Below are 16,934 nucleotides of genomic sequence, written 5' to 3'. Positions count from 1 at the left end.
CTTCACCAATCGGGCGTTTACGGGCAGCCACAATCCCACCTAACCTCTTTGCTCCAGCCGAATTTTGAGGTGGGAGTTTTACTGCCTGGCAAATAGCGGGGTAAATGAAAAGGCAATGAGGAATATTCCTCATTGCCTTTTATTTTCTCTTAAATAATTTAATAATTTCATTCACAACAAGCGGAATGATACTTAATAAGAGAACGAATCCCCAATCTCGCATTGTTAATGCATGTACACCAAATATATTGGCAAGAGGAGGAATGGAGATAATACAAACTTGCATAAGAACACCGATAAGAAGTGAGAAGACTAAATATTTATTTGTAAATATCCCAATTGAAAAAATCGATTTCGTTCTTGAACGTAAGTTAAATGAATGAACGAGCTGAGAAAAACTAAGAACGACAAATGCCATCGTTTGAGCATGTAATAGGGCATCTTCATCAATTTGTTCTGGGAAAAGAGGGAATAAATTTGTATCTCCGGTATAGAATTTTGCCCCGACGATAAAGGCTATTAGCGTTAAAAGTCCAATGACAACGCCATTGAAAATAAGGAAAGGAACGCTACCACTAAATAGGCTTTCTTTCGCATGTCGTGGTTTTTCCTTCATCACATCTGGATCTTCAGGATCAACACCAAGTGATAATGCAGGCAGTGTATCTGTAATTAAATTGACCCACAAAATATGAATAGGTCGTAGTGGTGTTGCCCAGCCGAGTAAAATGGCTAAAAATAAAGCGATAATTTCTCCGAAGTTACAAGAGAGTAGGAAGAGAATTGATTTTTTTATGTTACGATAAATATTTCTACCTTCCTCAACAGCTTTCACGATAGATGAGAAGTTATCATCTGTTAACACGACATCTGCTGCTCCTTTTGCGACGTCTGTTCCTGTAATGCCCATCGCTACGCCAACATCTGCTTGCTTTAAAGAAGGAGCATCATTTACACCGTCACCAGTCATCGAAACGATATTTCCTTCAGCACGTAATGCTTTTACAATCTTCACTTTATGTTCTGGAGAGACCCTAGCAAAGACATTTAAGTGATTAATTTTATTTGCTAGTTCTGTATCTGAAATGTTATCTAATTCAGTTCCAATCATAATTTCAGATTTTTCTTCAGCAATACCAAGTTCTTTGGCAATTGCAAAGGCGGTATCCTTATGATCACCAGTAATCATAACTGTGCGAATACCAGCTTTTTTACATTCTGTAATTGAATCTTTTACTTCTGTGCGTGGTGGATCAATCATACCGACAAGACCGATAAAGATGAGGTTTTCTTCGAGATGATTTATATCCACAGCGTTTAAATCGTATCGTTTATATGCGAATGAAAGTACTCTTAAGGCTTCTTGCGACATTGACCCGGCAGCTTCTAATATTTGATTTTTATCAGAATCTGTTAAGACCTCAATTTTATTATTTATAAAGATATGGGTACAGTGAGGTAAAAGTTTATCAATAGCACCTTTAGTCATGCTATAGTAGCTTTCATCGTACGTATGTACAGTTGACATCATTTTACGATCAGACTCGAAAGGCAATTCGTTAACACGTTCATGTGTATTTTCTAAATGATCTTTTTGAATGTTAAAAGAGCTTCCGGCAACAAGAAGGGCAATTTCTGTAGGATCCCCTGTTTGTGAGTCGGCACTGTAAGAGGCATCGTTGCATAAAACCATATTTTCTAATAATAGACGGTGTACATCATTATTTACATTCAAATTTTCTAGCTGGTCGTATGTGCGATCACTATAAAAGTGAGTAACGGTCATTTTATTTTGAGTTAATGTACCTGTTTTATCTGAACAAATAATTGTGACAGAACCGAGAGCTTCAACAGCTGGTAGTTTACGAATGATAACGTTTTGTTTAATCATACGCTGAACACCAATTGCAAGAACGATGGAAACGATAGCTGGTAAGCCTTCTGGAATGGCTGCAACAGCTAAACTAATTGCAGTCATAAACATTTCCAAAGTATCTCTTCCTTGTAAAAAACCGATGAGAAACATAATGACGCAAATAGCTACAGCGACAAATCCTAAATATTTTCCTACTTGTGCTAAGCTTTTTTGAAGTGGTGTCATATCATCTTCAGCTTCATGCAAAAGAGTTGCGATTTTCCCAATTTGTGATTTCATTCCAGTTTCAACAGCGACACCGACGCCGCGTCCGTATGTTACTAGCGTTGACATAAAGGCCATGTTTTTTTGATCGCCTAGTGGTACTTGCTCATCACTTTGCATGGAAGGGTGATAGATTGCATCTTTATCGACAGGGACAGATTCACCAGTTAGAGCAGATTCTTCAACTTTTAAATTCGCAGTTTCAATGATCCGTAAATCACATGGTATATATCGCCCGGCATCAAGCATAACGATATCACCTGGAACAACGTGCTCAGATGGAATCTCTTTTAGTTCACCATCTCGTTTTACTATAGCTTTAGGTGTTGCCATCTTTTTCAATGCTTCTAAAGCTTGTTCTGCTTTAGACTCTTGGATTACGCCGATAACAGCATTTAAAATTACAACGAGTGCAATAATACTTGCATCGGCCCATTCGCCTACAAAGGCGGAAATAAGGGCAGCTATAATAAGGACGTATACGAGGACGTCATTAATTTGGGCGAAAATACGTTGCCATAAAGTACGTTTTTGTTTTGTAGCTAATTCATTAGGGCCATATTGCTTTAAACGTTCATTTACGATTTCATCGGTTAAACCGTACTGTGCATTTGTTTCTAAATCGATTAATGTTTGATCTTTCGTCTTACTGTACCAATTGCTCATAAGTCAGCACCTCCAGTAAAAACAGTTAGCAATGGTAGTGTTGCTATTATTTGTGAGTAGTATGTATGGAGAAAAATCTAAGATGAGGTTCTACTTTCATTGTACAGTATTTTATGGAAGTAGGAGGAAGAGAGAAGAGTTGTCATGAATTTGTTGAAATTAAAAAGAGCCTCGAATACGTGAGGCTCTTTGTTATTTTTTAATTAATGTACCTAATTCCTCAGTAATAGCTTGCATTTCACTAATACTGAAAGTTTCACGTTTCATAACGTGCTCATAAATGTCACGTAAGTCCTCGTACATTTCTTCGTTAAAACTAGCAGCTCTCATTGCTCCAGCATTAACCATGCGTAATTTTTCTTTAATAGCTTCTACCATATATTCAACGTTTGCTTCTGATTTTACGGATAAATCCACCGAAGTGTCCCCCTTTAAAATAACATAAGGTTATCTTAACATTTTTTTATCATTTTCGTTAATGAAACTTTTCAATCCTATTAAATTAGTAGGGATTTCCTTTATAATTAATAATTGGTTGTTTATACTATAAGTATATATTCAGAAATGCACCAAGAAGGTAAACGGGCGAACAAAGCTAAAAAAATGATTAAGGAGCTGATGAATAGTGATACTTGCGAAGAAGATAAGGATAAAGCCCACTAAAGAGCAGGAGCATCAGCTTTGGAAATCAGTTGGAGTAGCTCGTTGGGCATACAACTGGACACTGGGGAAGCAAGAAGAAAATCACAAAAATGGTGGAAAATTCATATCTGATGGTACTATTCGTAAAGAGTTGACTACATTAAAACAAATCGAAGAATATACTTGGCTATATGAAGTATCAAACAATATCACAAAGCAAGCTGTTAAAGATGCTTGCAACGCATACAAGAGATTTTTCAAAGGCATATCAGATAAACCACGCTTCAAGAGTAGAAAGAAATCAAAACCATCCTTTTATAATGATAATGTCAAATTGAAAGTGAAAAAGAATCAAATTTGGATTGAAAAAATCGGCTGGATAAAAACTTCCGAACAACTTCTTATGGGTTGCAAATATACTAATCCGAGGGTTAGTTTTGACGGGAAGTATTGGTATGTATCAGTTGGTGTTGAACAAGAATTTTCCAAAGAAAATCTAACAGATGCTTCACTCGGAATAGATATTGGCATAAAAGAGTTAGCAATATGCTCAGATAGTGAAAGGTTCAAAAACATTAACAAAACAAAATCAGTAAAACAGGCAGAGAAACGCCTTCAAAGGTTGCAGCGTAAAGTTTCTCGGAAATATCAAATGAATAAGGAGGGAAACTGTTTCGTCAAAACGAGCAACATTATAAAAATCGAAAAAAAGGTACGACACCTGCATAGAAGATTATCGAATATCAGAGTTAATCATCTTCATCAAACGACAAACGATATCGTGAAAACCAAACCATATCGTATTGTAATGGAGACCTTGAATATCAAAGGGATGATGAAGAATAGACATTTAGCTAAAGCGATAGCAAAGCAAGGTTTATACGAATTTAAGAGACAAATTCAATACAAATGCGAAAAATATGGAATTGAATTTATTGAAGCTGATAAATGGTATCCATCTTCAAAAATGTGTTCATGTTGTGGAAGCATTAAGAAAGACTTGAGATTATCTGACCGATTATATCAATGTGATTGTGGTCTTCGGATAGATAGGGATTTGAATGCATCTATCAATTTGTCGCGTTATCAATTGGCAAACTAACACGTAAACGTTAATGCTAATATGTAGGATTCGTTGTATCCGAATTTACGCCCTCGGAGTGTTATACTAAACAAGAGTAGCTTAGGCAAAATTGGACACATAGAACAGGGAAGTAAACATAATTTATAAATTTTTATAAGTTTATGGCAACGGGAAGAAACAAAAATATGGTTCAAGTATTGTTTGTTTGTCTTGGGAATATTTGCCGTTCTCCAATGGCAGAAGCGATTTTTCGAGATCTTGTCGTAAAAGAGGAACTCGAAGAGAAAATTGTCATTGATTCTGCAGGAACTGGAGATTGGCATATTGGTCATCCGCCACATAAAGGAACACAAAAAATTTTAAAAGAAAATGAAGTCGCTTTTGAAGGAATTAAAGCAAGGCAAGTAGAAAAAGAAGACTTAACAAAGTTTGATTATATTATTGCCATGGACAACAAGAATATAGCAGATTTAAAAAGTTTAGGTAAAACTGGAGGCTATATTGGTATGCTGTCCGATTTTGTTCCAGACGGTGGCTGGACAGACGTTCCTGACCCTTACTTTACAGGGAACTTCCAAGAAGTGTATGACCTTGTAACAGAAGGGTGTGCAAAGCTATTAGCTTTCATTCGAAATGAACAAGGAATATGAGGAAGCTTAGAAAGTAATACTTTCTAACATAAGAAATGAAAGGGTGAAGGAATATGGCAAAGAAAAATAATATTGCTCGAAACATTGCGCTTGGTGTAGCTGCAGGTGTAGCTGTATCTATGTTAAAGAAAGAAAATCGTGAAAAAGTAAAAAATACAGCAGAAAAAGCAAAAACAAAGATGATTGAAATTGGTGAAAATGCGAAGATAAAAGAAAAAGTGCAAACTGTTACAGATAAAGGACGCGAACTTGCTGATTTTAATGTAGTGAAAGCGAAAGTAGCAGAAATTAAAAAATTAACACCGTCTGTTGTAGAGACGTTAAAAGAAACGAAAGAAATTTTTAGTAAGAAAAAAGTTGAGCTAGTAGAAAAACCAGAAACGATCGAAATTCAGGCTGTATCTACGAAGGTAGATGAGCTTAAAGCGGAAGAAGAGCCAGTGGTAGCTGAAGATGGTGGTATGAAAGAAGCGCGTGAATTATTTATGAAAGACTCAAATGCAGAGGGAAAAAAAACTGAAGCATACATTGAGTTAAAGCAAAATAAAGAAGAGAAGAAAAGCGTTTAAAAATATATGAGAAAATTTATAGAAAAAGTAAGAAGACATCGTACTTTTTCGTTTGGGAAAGATTTATATGACCGGACGATGCGCGATGATGTAGCGGGCTTGGCAGCACAGCTCGCTTATTTCTTCTTGCTTGCGATTTTTCCTGGGCTTGTTTTCTTAATTACGCTTCTTGGCTTTATTGACCTTCAAACAGAAAGTGTGCTCAATTTATTAGAACCTTACGTACCAGAAGATGCGATGAACTTAATTGAGGTAAACGTAGATAAAGTTGTAAACGAGCAAAATGGTGGTTTATTATCATTTGGTTTACTATCGATGCTATGGTTTGCTTCAAACGGGGTGAATGCTATTATGAATGCTTTTAACCATGCGTATGATGTAACAGAAACACGTTCTTTTATTAAAACGAGAGTGTTATCAATTGTGTTTACATTAGCGATCATTTTTATGATTGTGTTTGCACTCATTGTTCCAGTTTTCGGACAAGTGATTGGGGCAGCTGTATTTAAAGCAATTGGTTTATCGGATAGTTTTTCTTACGTGTGGAGTATTACACGATTAGTAGCGAGTTTCTTCGTTTTGTTCGCCTTATTTAGCTTTTTATATACGTTTGCGCCTGATCGGAAATTAAAGCGAAGAGAAGTCATATCGGGGGCTTTATTTGCTACTGTAGGATGGATTGTGGTATCGTACTCATTTGCCTATTATGTAGATAAATTTGCAAATTACGCTAATACATATGGTGGTCTCGGTGGTATCATTATTTTAATGTTATGGTTTTACTTAACTGGGTGGGTAATTTTACTTGGCGGTGAAATTAATGGTTTACTCCATCATTATAGAACGGGTGACAATAATTCCCGTAATGAAAAATGAGCTCTTGTTCCATAATAAAAGGGAACAGGGGGGATATTTCATGAGTAATAATAAAAAGAACCACAATAATAAAAATAACAAACAAAAGAGCAGTTCGCATCCAAAGCATAAAACGAGCAGCAGTGCGAACGGTCACAATAGCTACCATTAAAAAAAGCGGGTCCTCTATGAGGGACCCGTTTTATTTATTTCCTTTTAATAATCGCAAACCATTTAAAATGACAAGAATTGTACTTCCTTCATGGCCAATAACACCGAATGGAAGAGCTAAAAATTGCAAGAAGTTAGAACAAATCAGCATTGCAATTACAGCTAGAGAAAAGATTACATTTTGCTTCACAATACGGTTCATTCGTTTTGATAAACGGATTGCTTGAGAGAGACGAGATAATTCGTTCTTCATGAGAACAACGTCTGCAGTCTCTAATGCCACGTCTGTTCCTTCACCCATTGCAACACCAATATTAGCAGTAGCGAGGGCAGGTGCATCGTTTATACCATCTCCAACCATGGCGACTATGCCGTACTTTTCTTTTAACTGCTTTATCGTTTCAACTTTCGTTTCGGGTAAACATGATGCGTAATATTCTTTTATATTACTTTCATGGGCAATTGCTTTTGCTGTTTCTTCATTATCACCAGTAATCATGATTGCTTCTACACCAATGCTTTGCAAATCAAGAATAGCAGATATCGTTTCTTGACGAAGGGTATCTTTTAAAGCGATTAGTCCAAGAATACCATCCTCATCACTAATATAAACGACAGTTTTTCCCTCTTTTTCAAGTGAGGCAGAAATGCCATTATGAAATGTCTTTATTTCTTCCCCGATAAAATCAGCTTTACCAATTTTATAAGCTTTGTTTTCTAGTATTCCTTTTAATCCAAAACCAGTTACATCTTCAACGTTTTCTGGTTTTTTTATCGTAATGTCGTAAGCATGTTTTGCATATTTAACAATCGCTTCTGCTAAAGGATGTGTAGAGTGACTTTCAATCGCTGCTGTAATAGAAAGTACTTCACTTTCTGCTATGCCTTCTCGAACATATACATCTGTAACAGTAGGTTTTCCTTGTGTTAATGTTCCTGTTTTATCAAAGGCAATCGCCTTTACTGAAGCTAGACGTTCTAAATGAATACCACCTTTAAAGAGAATACCATTTCTCGCTCCGTTTGAAATTGCTGATAAAGTTGCTGGTGTAATGGCTGCAACTAGCGCACAAGGAGAAGCGACTACAAGTAAGATCATAGCGCGATAAAACGTTTCATTCCAACTCCAATCAAGTAAGAAATGAAGAACGAACATCATAAGTGCAACAACGAGTAGTACACCTTTTACGTATGTTCCTTCAAATTTTTCGATGAATAGTTGTGATGGTGATTTTTCGCTTTGTGCACTTTGAACGAGACGAATAATCTTTTGGAATAATGTTTGATCGCTCGGCTTCGTAATTTTAACTTCGATAGCACCACGTAAATTTACAGTGCCGGCAAATACTTCATCGCCGAATTTTTTCTCATTCGGAATAGGTTCTCCTGTAATAGCTGCTTCATCAATATTTGTTTCACCATTATGAATTGTGCCATCAGCAGGAACACGCTCACCTGGCTTAATTAAAATAATATCGTTAATTTCTAATTGTCCAACGGGAATACGTTCCTCAGTTCCATTGGAAATACGTAATGCTTCTTCCGGTTGTAGATCAAGAAGCGCTGAAATTTCTTTTTGGCTTTTACTTAATGTATAAGATTCCATTGCTCCGCTTAATGCAAAGATGAAGATTAAAATAGCACCTTCTGCCCAGTAACCGATAACTGCGGCACCGATAGCTGCAAAAATCATGAGCATTTCAACATTTAGCTCTTTCTCTTCAATCGTGTCTTCAATACCTTCTTTCGCTTTTGCGAATCCTCCAATTACATAAGCGAGGATATAGAAAGTGATACCTGCACTTATTGCATCGTTTTTTGTGAATAACCAACCAGCTAAAATGAAAATACCAGATGCGATTGCAAATATAAGTTCATAATGTTTCTTTAATGTATCCCATAAAGAGGGATGAGAAATATCTTCTTGTGCTTTTAATGTTTTTACTTCTGCGTTCATTACTACTCGCTCCTTCCGAATTCTTATTGAGAAAAAGAATCAAAATCGAAACCCCTATAAAACGACGAAAGCTGCCATCCGTAACGGATAGCAGCATTTCTGTTGAATCTGATTTTAATAGTTATTATGTTGTAATTATTCTACAGTATAGCATATGTTTTTATGAGATGATATGTTTTTGTTTCTATTATAAACGGAAAACTTGTGTTTTTGCACTTCCTTTGGTATATATGAATATTGTTCATAAAAAGATCGGAAAGGAAGACAGCAAGTTGAAGACAGAGAAATTTTTCACCCATCCGATTGGCGTATTTATTGCTGCAATAGTGGCAACGTTTTTATGGGGAAGCGCATTTCCCTTTATTAAATTAAGTTATGCTGAACTTGGAATTCAGCCACATGAAGTCGGAGAACAAATATTATTTGCTGGCTATCGCTTTTTCTTATCTGGTGTAATGCTCTTATTCTTTTTTAAAGCGTTAGGAAAAGATATGCATTTCAAAAAAGGGACAGGAAAGCAGTTAGTACAAATTGGTTTGTTCCAAACTTTTCTTCAATATATATGTTTTTATATTGGAATGAGTTACAGTTCAGGAATTGAAGGAGCGATTATTTCAGGAACATCATCATTCTTTCAAATTTTACTCGCACACTTTTTATATAAAGATGATGCTCTAAATATGAGAAAAATAATTGGAGTATCTATCGGTTTTTGTGGTGTGATTTTGGTGAATGTACCGAGTGACGGAAGCTTATCATTCCATTTTGGAATAGGTAGCTTATTACTTCTTGGGGCAGCAATGATGTATTCGTATGGAAATATACTAGCAAAAGAAGGAAGTAAAACATTAGATGTTGGGTATATGACAGCATACCAAATGATTTTTGGATCAATTGGGTTACTATGTATCGGTGCATTTCAAGTCGGAGTGATGCCATTTACATTTAACCTACAAGCAATACTTATGCTTATATATTTATCTTTCTTATCGGCAGCGGGTTTCTGTATATGGAATACAATTATGAAATATAACAAAGTAGGAAAAGTATCGATGTATATGTTCTTTATACCAGTGTTTGGTGTGTTATTATCAAGTATGATTTTAGGAGAAGCAATTCATTCATTCGTACTATTTGGTTTAGCATGTGTCGCAGCGGGAATTATTGTAGTAAATCGTACTCCGGCTAAACAAAAAATCGAGCAAGAAAAACAGGTAGCATAGAGAATAGAAAATCTATTAAAATGGAAGAACAGCAATGTTCTTCTTTTTTTGCATAGAAAAAGGAAAACGTGCTATATGTAACGAAAAAAAGATAGAAAAAGCATTTATTGAGGAGAACATATTATGAATGTACTTTACATTGTGTTAGTCGGGCAAATTATTCTTTTTTTAACGGGAGCAATTTATGCAATAGGACAGACGAAAAGAACGAGAAATAATATGCCGTTGCCGTTAGCGGTTCGTCTTATTCTGAGTTTTTCTTTAACGGGTAGTGCAATTTGGATATGGTTACAAGATCCGTCGGTAGAATATAGTACATGGGTGGCACTTGGTATGACTTTATCAACTATAGGAGATTTATTTATGGCAGGATTGATTCCAATTGGTCATCGATTAATTGGAGGAATGGTTACTTTCGCTCTTGCACATTGTTTCTATGTGAAAGCATTTTTACAAACAGGTATTTCATGGAATGGTTTTTGGATTGGTTTACTCGTATACGGACTCTTTCTAATTATAGGATGGTTCTTTTTTATCCGAAATGAAAAACAGGATAAATTGTTTACGATAGGGGCTCTAATTTACGGTTTGTGGGTCGGAGGGATGGCTTGTTTTGCATTCGCCTTATATTACGAGAATACAGGAATATGGTGGGTACCAGCACTTGGTGGTTTATTGTTCGTGATTTCTGATTTTATTATCGGTGTTACAGATATCGGGGGGCGCAAACTGAAGTATGAACCACTTTGGATTTGGTTTACATATGTCGCAGCGCAGATGTGTATTGTATATGTAGGATTATAAAAAGATACTCTCAAAAATAGTAGATAGGCTATTTTGAGAGTATCTTTTTTTATTGCTATGCTACTATATTTGTTTGTTTAATTTATGCAGCATAGTATATTTACTAAGCAGGAATTTCATAGGAAAATGCCAGTTTAGTAATATATAAGAATAGTAAATTTGCGATGATTATTATTTTATATTTATAATATTCTAATGTTATAATTCAGAATTTTGTGGAAATTAATCGGTTGGAGTATTTATAATAAAAATAAAAAGATGATGAGATGGTGGAATGATGCAAAAGAAAAAACGTTTGCGTGAATTCTTTGAAATAATTGCAATAGCATGTTTATTGGTGTTTTTGGCAAAAATCTTTTTGTTTTTTCCTACGACTGTAAAAGGAGCATCGATGAGGCCGACTTTACAAGATGGAGATAAAGTAATCATTAATAAACTTGCCAAGAGATTTGAAAGTTATGAGAGAGAGGATATTATTGTCGTGAAGACAGATAATTTCTACGTGAAGAGAGTTATTGGATTGCCAGGAGATGTAATTGAGATGAAGAATGATCAATTATATGTTAATCATCAAGTGAAAAACGAAGAGTATTTAAATAATAATAAAAAACAGGCAGAAAAATTACTTATCAATTTAACTGAAGACTTTGGACCGATTACAATTCCTAAAAATAAAATTTTTGTGATGGGAGATAATCGTTTAGTTAGTAGGGATAGTAGGAACGGCTTAGGACTCATTGATAGAACTGAAGTATTAGGAAAGCTCATGGCGATATATTATCCATTTGAACATGTGAAAATTGTAAATTAAAAATAAGAAAAACCAAGCGAATTAGTTGCTTGGTTTTTCTTATTTAAACAGTTGGTGTTGTATTTATCCAGCTATCTGTGGGTAGTAAAACTCCCACCTCAAAATTCAGGTGGAGCAAAGAAGTTAGATGGGAGATCTACTGCCCATAAACGCCCGATTGGTGCGGGCTAATAATCAGTGGGGGGATGAACAAAAATCCTCACTGATTAAAGTTTCACTTTATTGTTTCTTGTGAAGCGATAGTTTCAATATTTAACATGAATTTCTTTTGTAACAATTGCAATTTAAATAGTGTTAAAGGATCATGATAAGTTTCTGGGTTTGTTCTTAGCTTTGTCAAAGTGTGCTCATCTTCTTGTATTTCAAGTTGAGCCGCTTCTACAGTTTGTTTCAATATGCTAAGAGGGTCTTTAAAGAACATCATGATATCACGTTCTAGCGCACCTTCAAATACTTCAAATTGTAGGAAGAATTGTTTTGAAATCATCTGAGCAACTTCTGTATAATCTTCAGTTTCAATATATTGTTTATATTTATTTGATAGCATAGATTGATTTTTTTGCATATTACCGAATAGCTTTCCTGCACTTTTTAAGAAAAATTGTGTCGGTGTAAAGCGTAATAAAATATTGATGTTAGCCACTGTAATTCTGTTCGTCATTCTTGCAACATCTCTATCCCAGTCATCTAGTAATTTGAAATCGCAAGGAAGTTTAATACGCTCTTCCTCATAGAGTTTATTAAAGGTATCGCCCATTTCATCTAAATAAGCCTGAGCTTGGATGAATTCATTATGAGCAGTTTCAATCCACTCTTGAATAGACTGAGTAAACTTAGGAAGAAGTACTTGCTGTACATGCTTTTGAATTCTTTCATTCATTGCTACATTTAGTTCTTCATGGACTAATTTGAAATCACTATCTTCTTGAACAAGATCAGAGCAACTCTGCAACAATTCAGGGATTTGAGAATGTATATCCCGCGTAATCTCTTCTTTCGTTAAAAGATAAGATTCTGTAATAGAACGAATTTTATCTTTTTGGATGGCAGTAAGATTATTAATAAAACCATCAAGTTTTACTAAAATATGCTTATTCCAGCGGACTGATTTCACTAACGTATTTTCTAATTCCACACGTTCATTTAAAAGGTATGCAATTGTTTTTTGGATAAACCATAATAATTTTTCAATGCGTTCTTTTTCCACGTTACGCTGAGTAAGGTTAGAAAGAATAGAGTCTGTTACATTACCTAGCTGTTCACTACTCTCTTGGGAAGGAGAATAAGGGAACAATTGTGCTTCAGGGAAATGTACGAGTATTTTCTTTTTAATGTTGTTCGTGATGTTTTCGCTAGTATTCGCATCAATTGTTTGTAAGATGAATTGAATCTGTAAATTAGGTACTTGCTCACGAATATATAGTAATGTATTGAGCTCTTCATCATGTAATGGTGAAGCTGAATTTAGTACATAGATGAGACTATCTGCTGCCTGTAAGTATTCGAAATGAGAGCTGTTTTTGTCAAGTTGTCCATGCATAGTAGGTGTGACAAGGAATGAAAACTTATTTTTTCGTAAAAATCTACTTGGTAATTTAACTTCAATACATTTTTTTTCTAGTTCTGGCTGAGAAGGTACCGCCAGTATGTTATGAAGTTCGTCAAAGTTTGGTATATTTCGTATATCTAGCTCTGTAAGCTCAGTTATTTCAGTTTGACTATCATCTTTAAATGTAATTGCAGTTGTTACAGTCTCATTTAATATATTTTCGCCTAGTATAGAGTTAATAAAGGCTGATTTATCATAATCGTTAGCTCCTGCTACTAGAAGTTGTGCAACGTTTAAATCGTATAACTCACGAACAAGTAGTGTGAATTGATGACCTAAATCTACATCATTCTTCTCAGCCCATACAGCAATCGTTTCAAATAATGTTGATACATCAGCCATATCAACATTTGAATGAGCTGATGCATTTGAAAGTAAGGCACCTGCACTTTTTACAAGTAATGATTCTAGGGTTGTCGGTGAAACTTCATTCCATGCTAATACTGCTGCGGAGACAAGTAAAGAATCTTCCGCTTTTGTTAAACTAAACCAATTTGTTAATAAATCTGGTACAAGTCCTTGTAATTCGTGCATGAAATGTTGTCCAGTAATCAATTCGAAGTACGTCTCTTGATAGCGAGTAGAAATTTCATTCCAATCGTCATTAGCATCTACTTCAATATGTAAGAATAAGTGATTTATTGTTTGAATCCAAGGTAGATGGAATGATTCATTTTCATAGCTATTCCAAAGTGAAATAACAAGTTCTTTAAACTGAACTTGATCAATAGCGTATAAGGATTTTAAAGATTCATAGAAATACTCAGGTTTTATTTTGTTGGTAAAGCCTCTGTTTACATAATTGATTAAAGTATCAAACCAGTGTAATGATTTTGTTCGAATTCCTTCTTGAACCGCTAGTTCAATAGCATTATTCCAATCTTCTTGTTTTTCATAGAATGATCGAGCGATTGCAGTAATATTTGGATAGTCCGGTTGAAACGCAACAGCTTCACTAATCGTCTTAAATGCTAGACCTAAACGGTTTTGCTCGATATAAAGAGAAAGAAGTTGTAGGGAAACTTCCATCGTAAGAGTTGTATCTTCTGTTTGGATAGATGTATAAATTTCTTCTGCTTTTGGTAAGAAATCTAATTCGAAATAAGCATCTGCAATATTCTTCATGGCCCAGAGAGCAAGTTCATTATTTACTTTCTCCCATTTGAATATAGCGGCTTCAAAGTCTTTAGTTTGAAAATAAACTTCACCTTGTGCGAAGCGAATATTAGATATATTGGAGAATTCATTTTCTGATTCATTTATATATGCTTCACCGAGTACTTCCGTTACCGGGATGGAAGAGTCTTCTGTTAAAAATGTTTTATAGTAAATCTTTTGGATAAATTGTTTTTCAATGGTCATGTTCGTTCCCCCTGTATAATTTAGAAAAATGATGTTGTATGTAAAAGGGTGCGTGTTACTCTAATAGGTAGAAGTTGCATCATATAGACCAAACTATGTTTTTGCTAGATATATCATTTTTCCTGAGAGTTAAACCGTTGCAAAAAGTAACTTTCCTTTATTGTAACAAAAAAATAAGCCCATGAATTTTTATTTTTTAATCTGGCTATTTATAGGCAGTAAGACTCCTACTCCAAAAATTAGCGAATGCAGGGAAGTTAAGTGGGAGCCCTGCTGCCCGTAAAATCCCGATTGGTGCAGGCTAATAATCGGTGGGGAGGGGACAAAAAACTACGGATTCAATCTCTGTTAAAGGAACGGAGTAGAAGTAGAGTTCATTATAAAAACAATGTATAGTGAATATGTATACCATGTTTGGCTTGAAGATAGAACGGGCACAATATGGAATAACGATCGTGCATAGGATGTGTCTTCCGAATGGAGCAACATATTGGCGAGTTAATCGCACATTATGGGTATTTTGGAATTATTATAGCTTTAGCTGGCGGGATTGTTGGATTACCTATACCGGATGAGTTTTTATTGACTTTTATAGGCTATAACATTTCAAAAGGAGTTATGTCAGGAACAGCTGCTTTTTTAAGTGGAATGGCAGGTGCAATGCTTGGCATTACATTAAGTTACATATTAGGGTTAAAACTTGGGCTCCCTGTTTTAAAAAAATATGGACCGAAAATTAGAATTAAAGAACATCATATTGAAAAAACACATATTTTATTTGAAAAATACGGTCCGTTTCTTTTAATGATTGGCTACTTTATACCGGGAGTACGTCACTTAACAGCATATTTTGCTGGGGTTTCGAATTTAACATGGTGGCGTTTTTGTCTGTATGCTTACGGTGGTGCACTAATTTGGATAAGTGTTTTTATTGGCCTAGGTTGGAAACTAGGAGAGAAGTGGCGCTTCGTTGAATATAGTTTACATCATTATGGAATATGGATTTTATTAGTTTCGGCAATTGTAGCATTGATTGTGTGGATTTACATAAGGAAAAGAAAAAACCGCTAATAATAGCGGTTTTTTAGCTGAAAGCAATAAATAATACACCAGCTGTAATAAAGACTACACCAATACCAGTCATAAAGTTTAACTTTTCACCGAGTATAATTATCGCGAGAATAATGGAAAATACTACACTTAATTTATCGATAGGTGCTACTTGTGAGACTTTTCCTGTTTTTAATGCAAGAAAATAAAATAGCCATGACGAAGCACCAGCGATTCCACTTAATGTGATAAATAGCAGTGCTTTTTTATTTAGGAGGACATCACCGATATTTTGAAATTTACCTTGTATAATAATAACTCCTACCATCAATAGTGCCATAATAATAGAACGAATCGTCGTTGCGACGTTGGCATCGATTCCATCTAAGCCGATTTTTCCAAAAATAGATACGAGGGCAGCAGCAATTGCTGATAATAGTGCGAATAATAGCCATGAGCTCATAGTAAAATTCCTCCAATCTTACATTATTATACATGAAAATCATTCTCATGTATAAAAACGAAATAATCCCCACCTTATATTTTTAATAAGGTGGGGATTATTATACTACTCTGCAATTTCCTCATATAAAAAGTACGTTACATTATAAATATGCTCTACTTCATCATCAGTCATAAATAATAATTCGTCACGTTCAATCCCTTTTTTCTTTTCGATAAACTCAATCATGTTTTTTCGTTCTTCTCTTTTCATCAATTTTATTTCTCCCCTCAATCTGTTTTAATACAGTTTATTTAAGTTACTGCTATTATATAACAGAATCTTTAGAAAGTTCCACCTATTTTATTATTTTTTTCAGAAGAACTTTTCGACAAAACAAGCCCACCTAAAGGGGGCTTGTTTTGTTTTATAGTCGTAAAAACTCGGGCTCCGTCGTACCAGCACCATCGATGTAATAAATTGTATCGGGATTGATTTTTATTAATACGTAATTAGGGTCTTCAGGGCCGAGTAACCAACGTTTTAAGCTATTATTCCAAAACTTGTTTTTTAATGTGGAGTCTTCCTCGATTGAAGCTAATCCTTCAACTTCAATATAATCTTCATCTAATTTTTTTCCTTCACGTCCAAGTAGTGCATGTACATTTGGATTTTTTTCAATATCTGCTATTTTTTTTGAATTTCGATCTGTTGCAACATATAGTACAAAATCTTCGTGGAAAAACATCATGAAGGCACTATGTGGCTTATCGTTACGTACAGTAGATAATACACCAGTGCGTTGACCTTGAATAATAGTTGCTATTTTTTCTTTTAAGTGCATGCTTGTAACCTCTTTTCATAATTTGTAATTGTTTCGTCTAAACAAAACAATTTAA

15 protein-coding genes and 1 pseudogene are annotated in these 16,934 nt (G+C 34.9%); 9 read left to right on the top strand and 7 right to left on the bottom strand.

What is annotated here, in order from left to right:
- Positions 1 to 139 precede the first annotated feature (139 nt).
- Both JDS80_RS13205 and JDS80_RS13200 read right to left on the bottom strand, forming a co-directional pair.
- Positions 140 to 2,806 (bottom strand): cation-translocating P-type ATPase, encoded by a 2,667-nt coding sequence (locus tag JDS80_RS13205; protein WP_199638788.1) that lies wholly within the window; start codon positions 2,804 to 2,806, stop codon positions 140 to 142.
- A 192-nt stretch (positions 2,807 to 2,998) separates the two neighbouring features.
- The gene (locus JDS80_RS13200; protein WP_002010236.1) at positions 2,999 to 3,223 is read right to left on the bottom strand and encodes a DUF1128 domain-containing protein; all 225 of its coding nucleotides are present in this window, start codon (positions 3,221 to 3,223) and stop codon (positions 2,999 to 3,001) included.
- Positions 3,224 to 3,379: 156 nt separating this feature from the next.
- Here JDS80_RS13200 and JDS80_RS32340 point away from each other — a divergent pair.
- From JDS80_RS32340 to JDS80_RS13180, 5 genes and pseudogenes are all read left to right on the top strand, one after another.
- Positions 3,380 to 3,469 (top strand): annotated as a pseudogene (locus JDS80_RS32340) (IS607 family transposase); the annotation flags it as partial.
- Positions 3,432 to 4,550 (top strand): RNA-guided endonuclease TnpB family protein, encoded by a 1,119-nt coding sequence (locus JDS80_RS13195; protein WP_199638786.1) that lies wholly within the window; start codon positions 3,432 to 3,434, stop codon positions 4,548 to 4,550. The pseudogene JDS80_RS32340 and the gene JDS80_RS13195, both read left to right, overlap by 38 nt.
- Positions 4,551 to 4,717: 167 nt before the next feature.
- Entirely contained in the window at positions 4,718 to 5,182 is a 465-nt protein-coding gene (locus JDS80_RS13190; protein ID WP_199638784.1) for a low molecular weight protein-tyrosine-phosphatase, read from the top strand.
- Between the two features lie 53 nt (positions 5,183 to 5,235).
- Positions 5,236 to 5,751: a DUF4075 domain-containing protein gene (locus JDS80_RS13185; protein WP_199638782.1), complete on the top strand. Its 516-nt coding sequence runs from the start codon at positions 5,236 to 5,238 to the stop codon at positions 5,749 to 5,751.
- 6 nt (positions 5,752 to 5,757) lie between these two features.
- Positions 5,758 to 6,627, top strand: coding sequence for a YihY/virulence factor BrkB family protein (locus tag JDS80_RS13180; protein WP_098888568.1), 870 nt, complete (start codon positions 5,758 to 5,760; stop codon positions 6,625 to 6,627).
- A gap of 181 nt (positions 6,628 to 6,808) precedes the next feature.
- Here JDS80_RS13180 and JDS80_RS13175 read toward each other — a convergent pair whose 3' ends face one another.
- Positions 6,809 to 8,734: a heavy metal translocating P-type ATPase gene (locus tag JDS80_RS13175; protein WP_199638780.1), complete on the bottom strand. Its 1,926-nt coding sequence runs from the start codon at positions 8,732 to 8,734 to the stop codon at positions 6,809 to 6,811.
- Between the two features lie 272 nt (positions 8,735 to 9,006).
- Here JDS80_RS13175 and JDS80_RS13170 point away from each other — a divergent pair, with 272 nt between their 5' ends.
- From JDS80_RS13170 to lepB, 3 genes are all read left to right on the top strand, one after another.
- Positions 9,007 to 9,957 carry a DMT family transporter gene (locus JDS80_RS13170; RefSeq protein ID WP_071771005.1) on the top strand — a complete coding sequence of 317 codons (951 nt, stop codon included), beginning with the start codon at positions 9,007 to 9,009 and terminating at the stop codon, positions 9,955 to 9,957.
- Between the two features lie 123 nt (positions 9,958 to 10,080).
- Positions 10,081 to 10,761: a lysoplasmalogenase gene (locus JDS80_RS13165; RefSeq protein WP_071745359.1), complete on the top strand. Its 681-nt coding sequence runs from the start codon at positions 10,081 to 10,083 to the stop codon at positions 10,759 to 10,761.
- A gap of 274 nt (positions 10,762 to 11,035) precedes the next feature.
- Complete coding sequence (lepB, locus tag JDS80_RS13160; protein WP_000983287.1) at positions 11,036 to 11,572, top strand: signal peptidase I; 537 nt, start codon at positions 11,036 to 11,038, stop codon at positions 11,570 to 11,572.
- Positions 11,573 to 11,786: 214 nt separating this feature from the next.
- Here lepB and JDS80_RS13155 read toward each other — a convergent pair whose 3' ends face one another.
- The gene (locus JDS80_RS13155; RefSeq protein WP_199638778.1) at positions 11,787 to 14,543 is read right to left on the bottom strand and encodes a tetratricopeptide repeat protein; all 2,757 of its coding nucleotides are present in this window, start codon (positions 14,541 to 14,543) and stop codon (positions 11,787 to 11,789) included.
- 477 nt (positions 14,544 to 15,020) lie between these two features.
- Here JDS80_RS13155 and JDS80_RS13150 point away from each other — a divergent pair, with 477 nt between their 5' ends.
- Positions 15,021 to 15,614 (top strand): DedA family protein, encoded by a 594-nt coding sequence (locus JDS80_RS13150; protein ID WP_071771003.1) that lies wholly within the window; start codon positions 15,021 to 15,023, stop codon positions 15,612 to 15,614.
- 13 nt (positions 15,615 to 15,627) lie between these two features.
- Here the strand turns inward: JDS80_RS13150 and JDS80_RS13145 are convergent, their stop codons facing one another.
- The 3 genes from JDS80_RS13145 to JDS80_RS13135 form a co-directional block, all read right to left on the bottom strand.
- Positions 15,628 to 16,056 (bottom strand): EamA family transporter, encoded by a 429-nt coding sequence (locus tag JDS80_RS13145; protein WP_199638776.1) that lies wholly within the window; start codon positions 16,054 to 16,056, stop codon positions 15,628 to 15,630.
- 105 nt (positions 16,057 to 16,161) lie between these two features.
- The gene (locus JDS80_RS13140; protein WP_000817786.1) at positions 16,162 to 16,308 is read right to left on the bottom strand and encodes a BH0509 family protein; all 147 of its coding nucleotides are present in this window, start codon (positions 16,306 to 16,308) and stop codon (positions 16,162 to 16,164) included.
- A gap of 154 nt (positions 16,309 to 16,462) precedes the next feature.
- On the bottom strand, positions 16,463 to 16,879 hold the full coding sequence (locus JDS80_RS13135) for a pyridoxamine 5'-phosphate oxidase family protein (protein ID WP_071745363.1): 417 nt from the start codon (positions 16,877 to 16,879) through the stop codon (positions 16,463 to 16,465).
- Positions 16,880 to 16,934: the final 55 nt, after the last annotated feature.

It is taken from the genome of Bacillus cereus group sp. N8, from assembly GCF_016483685.1.
GTDB lineage: Bacteria > Bacillota > Bacilli > Bacillales > Bacillaceae_G > Bacillus_A > Bacillus_A proteolyticus.
Note: the sequence above shows the minus strand (reverse complement) of the source record. Positions and strands in the feature narration are given on the sequence as shown.

Coding starts and splice junctions, on each gene's coding strand:
- JDS80_RS13205 (WP_199638788.1), bottom strand. CDS start 2,806: ATGAGCAATTGGTACAGTAAGACGAAAGATCAAACATTAATCGATTTA.
- JDS80_RS13190 (WP_199638784.1), top strand. CDS start 4,718: ATGGTTCAAGTATTGTTTGTTTGTCTTGGGAATATTTGCCGTTCTCCA.
- JDS80_RS13185 (WP_199638782.1), top strand. CDS start 5,236: ATGGCAAAGAAAAATAATATTGCTCGAAACATTGCGCTTGGTGTAGCT.
- JDS80_RS13180 (WP_098888568.1), top strand. CDS start 5,758: ATGAGAAAATTTATAGAAAAAGTAAGAAGACATCGTACTTTTTCGTTT.
- JDS80_RS13175 (WP_199638780.1), bottom strand. CDS start 8,734: ATGAACGCAGAAGTAAAAACATTAAAAGCACAAGAAGATATTTCTCAT.
- JDS80_RS13165 (WP_071745359.1), top strand. CDS start 10,081: ATGAATGTACTTTACATTGTGTTAGTCGGGCAAATTATTCTTTTTTTA.
- lepB (WP_000983287.1), top strand. CDS start 11,036: ATGATGCAAAAGAAAAAACGTTTGCGTGAATTCTTTGAAATAATTGCA.
- JDS80_RS13155 (WP_199638778.1), bottom strand. CDS start 14,543: ATGACCATTGAAAAACAATTTATCCAAAAGATTTACTATAAAACATTT.
- JDS80_RS13150 (WP_071771003.1), top strand. CDS start 15,021: ATGGAGCAACATATTGGCGAGTTAATCGCACATTATGGGTATTTTGGA.
- JDS80_RS13145 (WP_199638776.1), bottom strand. CDS start 16,056: ATGAGCTCATGGCTATTATTCGCACTATTATCAGCAATTGCTGCTGCC.
- JDS80_RS13140 (WP_000817786.1), bottom strand. CDS start 16,308: ATGAAAAGAGAAGAACGAAAAAACATGATTGAGTTTATCGAAAAGAAA.
- JDS80_RS13135 (WP_071745363.1), bottom strand. CDS start 16,879: ATGCACTTAAAAGAAAAAATAGCAACTATTATTCAAGGTCAACGCACT.